This is a genomic window from Rickettsiales endosymbiont of Peranema trichophorum, from assembly GCF_004210275.1.
GTDB lineage: Bacteria > Pseudomonadota > Alphaproteobacteria > Rickettsiales > Midichloriaceae > RICK02.
This window is the reverse complement of record NZ_SCFA01000095.1, coordinates 21,637-29,756: the sequence shown is the minus strand read 5'-3', so window position 1 is coordinate 29,756 and position 8,120 is coordinate 21,637. Positions and strand designations below refer to the sequence as shown.

Below are 8,120 nucleotides of genomic sequence, written 5' to 3'. Positions count from 1 at the left end.
GATGTGGAGAAATTTAAGCTGTACATCTCAAGCTATATCATACAAAGCGGCAGCTACTTTGATTTTAACAAGAACACACCTGAGCAGGTATTTCATGTGTTTATATTGGGTCTTGTGGTGGGGCTTAGAGGAGAGTACGACATTCAATCAAACAAAGAGGCGGGTTTAGGGAGATGCGACGTAGCCTTAATACCAAAGGATATCACTAGAGCAGCTATACTTTTAGAGTTTAAGATCAGTGATAACCTAGAGACCCTTCATGAAAAAGCTGAGGAGGCCTTGAAGCAAATCAAAGAGCGTCAGTACATAGAGATGTGCAAGCAAAAGGGGGTCAAGGAGGTTTTAGCAATAGGCCTTGCATTTTGCGGTAAGCACATGGAGCTGGTGTATGATACCGTTGTCAGCTTTGGTGACTAGGGTCTGTCTTGAATCATGAACAAATGATCACTAAATGTTTGAAATACGGTCCTTTTGTGTTATAAGGCTATGGTTTCTGTTTACAGAGTGTCTTAACACGACAGTCAGACTCTTTGAAACAACTGGCATTAAATTAATAAGTGAGGTGTACGCGTGCCGTCTTTTTTAGAGACTATAGAGGCTATATATTGGTTTGCAATAGTAGTCTCGATTATCGTGTTTATTCATGAATTTGGACACTATTTCATTGCCAGATGCTGTGGAGTGAAGGTCGAGACGTTTTCAATAGGCTTTGGTAAGGAGCTCTTTGGTTTTACAGATAGTCGTGGTACCAGATGGAAATTATCGCTGATACCTCTCGGCGGATATATTAAGATGTTAGGTGACGATATATCTGGTCCCGGAGAGCTGGAAAGTATGGGCAATATTCCTGAGTTTGATATAGCGCGTTCATTCTATCATAAACCGTTATGGCAAAGAGCTAGTATAGTTGCTGCAGGTCCACTTGCAAATTACGTTTCTGCGATTTTAATACTTGCAATCTTGGTTTTTGCTAACGGTAAAGTTCTGATCCTTCCAGAAATCGGTGGGGTTGCTCAAAACAGCCCAGCTGAGCTGGCAGGAATAAGGCCTGGAGATATTGTCAGCTCCGTAAACGGTACAGAAATTAAAAGTTTTACTGAGATACAAGAGCATCTACTCCTTAACATAGGAGAGCCAGTAAAATTAGAAATAATCAGGAATTCGTTGCCGATTGAAGTGGCTATCACACCACAGATCCCAAAGGCTAAGGAGGGTGAAGACACCGTCAAAACAACTCCAATTTTGGGTGTCACAGCCACAGGAAAATTTGAAAAAATCCAATACAACATTTTCGAATCATTTGTGGATGGAACGAGAGTCGCAATGAATGTGTCTAGGATGATGTTAAAGGGTTTATATCAGATGCTGTCGGGCAACAGAGCGATAAATGAAATTGGTGGCCCTATAAAAATAGCCCAGTATTCCAGAAAATCTGCTGAAGGTGGCATAGCAGGAGTTTTATCGTTGATAGTGATACTTTCTATCAACCTTGGTTTATTAAATCTCTTTCCAATTCCTGTACTTGATGGTGGACATCTTGCTTATTACATGATTGAGCTGGTAATTGGGAAGAGCTGGTCTCAAAAAATACAGCCGTATTGGGCAAGTTTTGGCCTGTTGATATTGATAGCATTAACATGTTTTGCATTTGTTAATGACATTAGGTCTTTATTTACATCTTGATAATACTGTGAAAAGTTGTATTCTCAGCAATCATTAATGAAGCAGTAAGCCTGGAGGTTCGATGAAACGCTTATTTTTGTGTCTTGTTACTTGTGTAATGTGGTGCAGTTTTGCCTGTGCGCAGGGCATACAGAAAATTGAAGTGACTGGTAACAGTAGGATTTCTGTATCTACTGTAGAAGCATATCTAACTATTAAACACGGCGATTTAGCAACACAAAACCAGATTGATGCCTCTATCAAAAGCTTGTTTAGCACCGGTTTCTTTTCAAATATCAAGATATATACGAAGGATTCAATACTGTTTGTAGAATTGGAGGAAAATCCAATTATTAGTAAGATTGCTTTTGAAGGCAATACTAATATTAAGGATGAAGACTTTGCCAAAGAGCTTGGAATGAGTTCAAGATCGGTATTTTCTGGTTTGAAGCTTCAAAATGATCTGAAAAGAATGGTCTCGATGTACCAAAGAAGGGGTTATTATAACGTCGTGATAGAACCAAAGATAGTGAAGCTAGATCAAAATCGCATAGATCTGGTGTATGAGATCAGGGAAGGTATATTAGCGAAGATCAAAAAAATTTCCTTTATAGGTAATAACGATTTTACCTCCAGTAAGTTGAGTAATGTACTGTTTTCAAAAGAATCGAGATGGTATAGATTTTTCTCTTCTGTGGATGTATATGATAAAGATAAGCTCATCTTAGATCAGGAGCTGTTGAGGGAGTTTTATTTAAACGAAGGTTATGCAGACTTTGAACTGCTGTCGACACACGCTGAATTGACTCCAAAGAAGGACGCATTCATAATCACTTTCAACATACACGAAGGAGCGGTTTATAAATTTGGGGACGTGACCATAATTAGTAAAATACCTGGCATAGATCTTGAGCCTTTGTATAAGCTGCTGACATTTAAAAAAGGAACTAACTTTAATCAAAGCTCTGTAAATTCTACTATAGATGCGATTACAGATCATCTCGGTGACAATGGTTATGCTTTTGTTGATGTGGATTATGACGTCATGAGAGAAAGGGATCAGAAGATAGCGAACGTCAATATTACCATCAATGAGACTTACAAGACGTACATTAACAAAATTAACATAAAAAATAACACTAGAACACTAGACAAGGTCATAAGGCGTGAATTTAGAATAGCTGAAGGTGATCCATACAATGCTACTAAGATATATCGTTCAAATCAAAGAATTAGAAACTTGGGATTCTTTAATGCCGTGAACTTTAAAAACACTAAAACCACGGATGAGGAAGACAAGGTGGATGTGGAAGTAGAAGTTGAGGAGCGCTCTACAGGGACGGTAAACTTTGCCGTTGGTTATAACACTTCCATAGGTGCTTTAGGTAGCATAGGTCTTGCAGAAACTAACTTTTTAGGAAAGGGACAGCAAGTTAGCATCGATATAATGAGAGCCCAAAAGGATTCAGAGATTGTCTTTAGTTTTACTGAGCCCTACTTCATGGATTATCCGCTGACAGCTGGATTTGACATTTTCAACTCTAACCAAAGCAGGATGAAAAGAAGCTCATTTAACAGCACAACCTCTGGCTTGGTTTTGAGGTTAGGGTATAACATCACGGAATACCTATCCCATGGTGTTAGATATTCTGCTAAGGTAGCTAGGACCTCTCACGTTCGTAACAATGCTACAGAGTTGATCAAAGATGATAGGGGTAATGTATTTACATCTTTGGTAGGGCACACGCTTACCTATGACAGAACAGACGATAGCTTATCTCCAAGTAGTGGTTATATGCTGAAGTTAAGCCAAGACGCAGCAGGATTAGGGGGCCAGTCGTTTTATGTTGATAACAAACTGGTTGGTGCGTTTTACCGTCCTCTTTACAAGCGCGACGTAATTTTTAGTGCTGTTGCGAGGACTGGATACATTACGGGATGGAATGGCAAGCGTGTAAGGTTAAGCGATCGCTACTTCATAGACAATGACCAGATGAGAGGGTTTGATTTTATCGGACCTCGTGACAGAAAGACCAAGGAAGAACTTGGGGGCAACATATTCCATAGCCTGACGCTTGAGGTTGGATTCCCTGTAGGCCTTCCGAAAGAGAGTGGGTTAAATGGATTTGTGTTCTCTGATTTTGGTACGTTGTACGGGATAGACATGCCAAAGGGCACAAACAGATCCAGTGTATACGATGATCACTTTCTGAGGGCTTCGTATGGTCTTGGAATTCGTTGGACTTCAGCGATAGGTACGATTACCATAGACTATGGTATTCCATTTAGAAAGAAGTCCTATGATTCGGTGAGATACTTTAGAGTGAGTATCGGCAGCGGAATGTAATAACGCGTTAATTAACTTTGTGAGGTTTTATGTATAATTTGAAAAAAGCACTTGTTTTATTTTGCTGCTTATATGCTGCTCAAGTTCAAGCAGCCACAAAAGAGATAGCAATCGTAGATATTCAAAAATTGATGCAGCAAGCAAAGGTGATACAAGACATATCAAACCAGATCAATAAAAAAGTGGACGTTTTAAGGGGTAAGTCTACAGTCAAGGAGAAAGAGTTTAAAAAGCGTTCTACGGATTTGGAAGGTCAAAAGAAGCTACTTTCACAAGAAGCTTTTGAGGAAAAATACTCAAAGCTTGTAAAGGACGCCGAAGAGTTCAATAAGGTAAGTTATAGTGAACGCGTTGCTATTGATAAGGCTTCTGCAGAAGCTTACGGTGCAGTTGAAGGCAAGGTATCTGAGATAGTCAAAAAGATAGCTGCAAGGGATGCTGTTCAGATCGTATTGTACAGGGAGCAGACAGCTTTTGCCTCTCAGGAACTTGATATTACATCAGAAGTGCTTCAAGAGTTAGATGCAGTGATGCCTGCGCTTCCTGTGGACTTCAACAAGAAGGATAACACTGCTGGCAAATAACACCAAATTTCAGATTCGATTAGGCAAATGGATTTGAGGATGAGGCTGCGTAAGCGTATTGAAATAGCTGTACATAGCGGAGTTTCACAAAATCCGTTTTGAATCATTTAGAAATGAGAATTGGTGTAACATCTGGTTGCTTTCTGATGCTGTACTAGGGCTACAAGCGTATTAACTATTATTAACTATAAGATACTGCGGGAATAACATGAAAATTCACTTTCAATCCATAGGACAACTCGATCATAGCGGTGATAAGGTAAAGATTTGTTTGGTGACGGACAAATTGGCATTGCCGCAAAGTGTTGCCAGCATATACGGTGGCGATATTCTTACCAAGTTTGTAAAGATCGATCAGAGCTTTAATGGAAAAGTAGGTCAAATTGGTATGATAATGCCAGGAGCGCAAAATCTTTCGGGTATCATCGTAGTCGGCATAGGAGACCCTAGGAAGTTGACTAAGCAGGAGTGTCTAAATATCGGCGGGAAGATCACGACATACCTTAACAAATTAAAACTGTCTGATTCGGATCTCATAATAGAGCCTGTGGATGGTATGGATGATGTGATGCTTGCAGCACAGCTTTGTGTTGGTATGAGGTTAAACAATTATACCTTTAACAAGTACTTCGTGGACAAGAAGGATAAGCATCAGCTGACTCTACAGAAGGTAACGGTATATACAAACAGTGCTGAAAAAGTCTCCCAAACCTTTAAAAGCGAAGATCATGTTATAGATGGTTGCATGCTTGCTCGGGATTTGGTCTCAGAGCCACCAAACGTTATCTATCCTGAATCATTAGCGATGAGGTGTAAAGAATTGGACAAAATGGGTCTCAAAGTCACTGTTATTGATGAGACAGAGATGAAGAAGTTGGGAATGAACGCTCTTTTGGGGGTTGGTCAAGGTAGCGTCAAAGAGTCAAAAATGGTGATAATGGAATGGAATGGCGACGCTAGTAGTGATCAAAAACTAGCATTTGTTGGCAAGGGTGTAACGTTTGACACTGGGGGTATTAACTTAAAGATTAATGCAAGTATTTCAGATATGAAATACGATATGGCGGGTGCTGCGACTGTGATCGGCTTAATGTATGCTTTAGCTGCAAGGAATGCAAAGGTAAATGTCATAGGTGCTGTTGGTTTAGTTGAAAACATGCCATCTGGAAGCGCACAAAGACCAAGCGATGTTGTAACGTCAATGTCTGGTCAGACTATTGAAGTAGACAACACTGATGCAGAGGGAAGATTAGTGCTTGCAGATGTGCTATGCTATGTTGAACGACAGTACAGTCCAGAGTTAATAGTTGACGTGGCCACATTGACTGGTGCGATTGTCGTAGCACTTGGTGATGGTGGGCATGCTGGTCTTTTCTCGAACGATGACCTCTTATCAGAACAAATATTTAAAGCAGGTCAAGATACGGGGGAGCTTGTATGGAGGATGCCTATGAGCGATCACTATGACAGGCAGATCGATTCACAAATAGCGGATGTTAGAAACACTGCGATTAGCTCTACTTTAGGTGGTAGTAGTATTACTGCAGCTCACTTTCTCAAGAGATTTGTCAGGAAATCAAAGTGGGCACATTTGGATATAGCAGGAATGGCTTGGAATAAGAGGCACGTTGACTATATACCAAAGGGTGCATCTGGCTTTGGCGTAAGGTTGCTTAACAAGCTCATCTTAGACAATTACGAGTAGACTGGGTTTTTCAGAACAACGACTGTTCCAGCTAGCATGTCATGGATCGCTTGATTCTTTTGTGTGACAAGCGCTGTCATAAATCCTAGACATGCTGGTGCTGTGGATATCGTGTAACCCAGAAATCTTACTACGCATTGTTTGACGCTAGGGATTTGGCCGGTCCTTGCGTCTACGATCATACACTTTGTAAGAAGTTTGCCTGGTGTTGCTCCAGCGAGTCTCCAAAATGTGATGATGACAGGACCAAAAAGCATCAAGGAGGAGATGAGCACCATCAATAATCTTGTGAATACTCCATGTACATACAACAGATGAAGCATATCGAGAATACTATAACCAGGTTTTGTGCTTGCATCGATGTTGGCTATCATATCTAGCCCTGTGACATTACCGTATATAAGGTATTGAACATAGTCTACACAAAGGCCCACAACCATACCGATACATACGGTGTCTATGATTGCAGCGATCATCCTTCTATGAAGGGTCGCAAGTATATACTTCTTTCCATCAATGGTGACTGTATTATCGTAGTTGTTATGAATTCCTACTAAGCGTGCTAATTCCATTCATATACCTTTGTAATGTTGTTGGTATACTGACAGTGTGATCGCTATTTTGATAATTTTCAAGTATTGCAATGATCGTTCTTCCTATTGCTAAGCCAGAACCGTTTAAGGTGTGGACCATCCGATTCTTGCCAGTCCTGAGATCCTTATACCTTGCCTTCATTCGTCTTGCTTGAAAATCCAAGCAATTTGAGCAACTTGAAATCTCTCTATAGCATTTTTGAGCAGGTAGCCACACTTCTATGTCATATGTTTTACTGGATGAGAATCCTAGATCTCCTCCACATAAGAGCATGACTCTGTAAGGAATCTCCAATCTTTGTAGTATCGTTTCTGCGCAGTGCAACATTCTTTCATGCTCTGTCTTGGAATCGGTAGCGTTTGTGATACTCACTAACTCCACCTTTGAAAATTGGTGATTTCTTATCATGCCCCTGGTATCTCTTCCGGCACTTCCTGCTTCTGATCTAAAGCATTGTGAGTAAGCTGTGTACCTTAACGGAAGCTTGTGTTCTTCCAGAATTGTGTCGGAGACAATATTGGTCAGAGGTACCTCTGCTGTAGGTATGAGGCGTAAACCTTCCCTTGTTAAAAAACTATCGATATCAAATTTTGGCAATTGTCCTACGCCAAACATTGCTTCGTTTTTAACAAGTAGGGGAGGGGTGACCTCTGTATATCCAAATTCTCTTGTATGAATATCAAGCATGAAGTTGGCGAGTGCTCTTTCCATCATTGACAGTTGATCGAAAAGCATCACAAACCTGGAACCCGAAACCTTTGCACCAAGATCAAAGTTCATTTGCTGTAAATATTCCCCGAGCTCGTAATGATGAAGGGGCTCAAACTCAAAATTCCTGGGAGCACCATGTTTGTTAATTTCGATGTTGCTTGCTTCATCTATACCATGTGGTACATCTTCATCTGGAATATTTGGAATACTGCTCATGAATTCTTGAAACTCTGCATGCTTCTTGTTGGTCTGTACTTCCAATAGCGCTATTTCTTTCTTAACCCTTTCAGCATCTTCCATAAGGCTTCGAATTTCCCTCAAACTCCTACCTTTTTGTAGTCCGATTTCTTTCGCTATATCGTTCATTTTGGATTGGTGCTGCTGGAGTTTTGTTTCATGCTCACGCAAGTCTCTGTCCAGCTCCAGAAGTCTCTCTGATATGTTAAAGATCCCTCTTTTTGCCATACAGCCTTCAAAGTACTCCTTATTTTGTCTAATCCACTTGATGTCATGCATA

The 8,120-nt window shown here is 40.5% G+C and carries 7 protein-coding genes; 5 read left to right on the top strand and 2 right to left on the bottom strand.

What is annotated here, in order from left to right:
- The 5 genes from EDM53_RS04915 to EDM53_RS04895 all read left to right on the top strand — a co-directional run.
- Window positions 1-417: PD-(D/E)XK nuclease domain-containing protein (locus EDM53_RS04915; protein WP_207215486.1), on the top strand; the 417-nt coding region annotated here is incomplete at its 5' end.
- A 153-nt stretch (window positions 418-570) separates the two neighbouring features.
- On the top strand, window positions 571-1,683 hold the full coding sequence (rseP, locus tag EDM53_RS04910) for an RIP metalloprotease RseP (protein ID WP_130122545.1): 1,113 nt from the start codon (window positions 571-573) through the stop codon (window positions 1,681-1,683).
- Window positions 1,684-1,744: 61 nt separating this feature from the next.
- Window positions 1,745-4,009, top strand: coding sequence for an outer membrane protein assembly factor BamA (gene bamA / locus EDM53_RS04905; protein ID WP_130122544.1), 2,265 nt, complete (start codon window positions 1,745-1,747; stop codon window positions 4,007-4,009).
- A gap of 29 nt (window positions 4,010-4,038) precedes the next feature.
- A complete protein-coding gene (locus EDM53_RS04900) occupies window positions 4,039-4,593 on the top strand; it encodes an OmpH/Skp family outer membrane protein (RefSeq protein WP_130122543.1) in 555 nt (184 codons plus the stop codon).
- Window positions 4,594-4,801: 208 nt separating this feature from the next.
- A complete protein-coding gene (locus EDM53_RS04895) occupies window positions 4,802-6,298 on the top strand; it encodes a leucyl aminopeptidase (protein ID WP_130122542.1) in 1,497 nt (498 codons plus the stop codon).
- Here the strand turns inward: EDM53_RS04895 and EDM53_RS04890 are convergent.
- On the bottom strand, window positions 6,289-6,870 hold the full coding sequence (locus EDM53_RS04890) for an RDD family protein (RefSeq protein ID WP_130122541.1): 582 nt from the start codon (window positions 6,868-6,870) through the stop codon (window positions 6,289-6,291). The two genes, EDM53_RS04895 and EDM53_RS04890, sit on opposite strands and share 10 nt — an antisense overlap.
- On the bottom strand, window positions 6,839-8,119 hold the full coding sequence (serS, locus tag EDM53_RS04885; RefSeq protein ID WP_130122540.1) for a serine--tRNA ligase: 1,281 nt from the start codon (window positions 8,117-8,119) through the stop codon (window positions 6,839-6,841). Before serS ends, EDM53_RS04890 begins: the two co-directional genes overlap by 32 nt.
- Window position 8,120: the final 1 nt, after the last annotated feature.

Excerpts from the sequence above, each read along its gene's own strand:
- bamA (WP_130122544.1), top strand. The coding sequence starts at position 1,745 with ATGAAACGCTTATTTTTGTGTCTTGTTACTTGTGTAATGTGGTGCAGT.
- EDM53_RS04900 (WP_130122543.1), top strand. The coding sequence starts at position 4,039 with ATGTATAATTTGAAAAAAGCACTTGTTTTATTTTGCTGCTTATATGCT.
- EDM53_RS04895 (WP_130122542.1), top strand. The coding sequence starts at position 4,802 with ATGAAAATTCACTTTCAATCCATAGGACAACTCGATCATAGCGGTGAT.
- EDM53_RS04890 (WP_130122541.1), bottom strand. The coding sequence starts at position 6,870 with ATGGAATTAGCACGCTTAGTAGGAATTCATAACAACTACGATAATACA.
- serS (WP_130122540.1), bottom strand. The coding sequence starts at position 8,119 with ATGCATGACATCAAGTGGATTAGACAAAATAAGGAGTACTTTGAAGGC.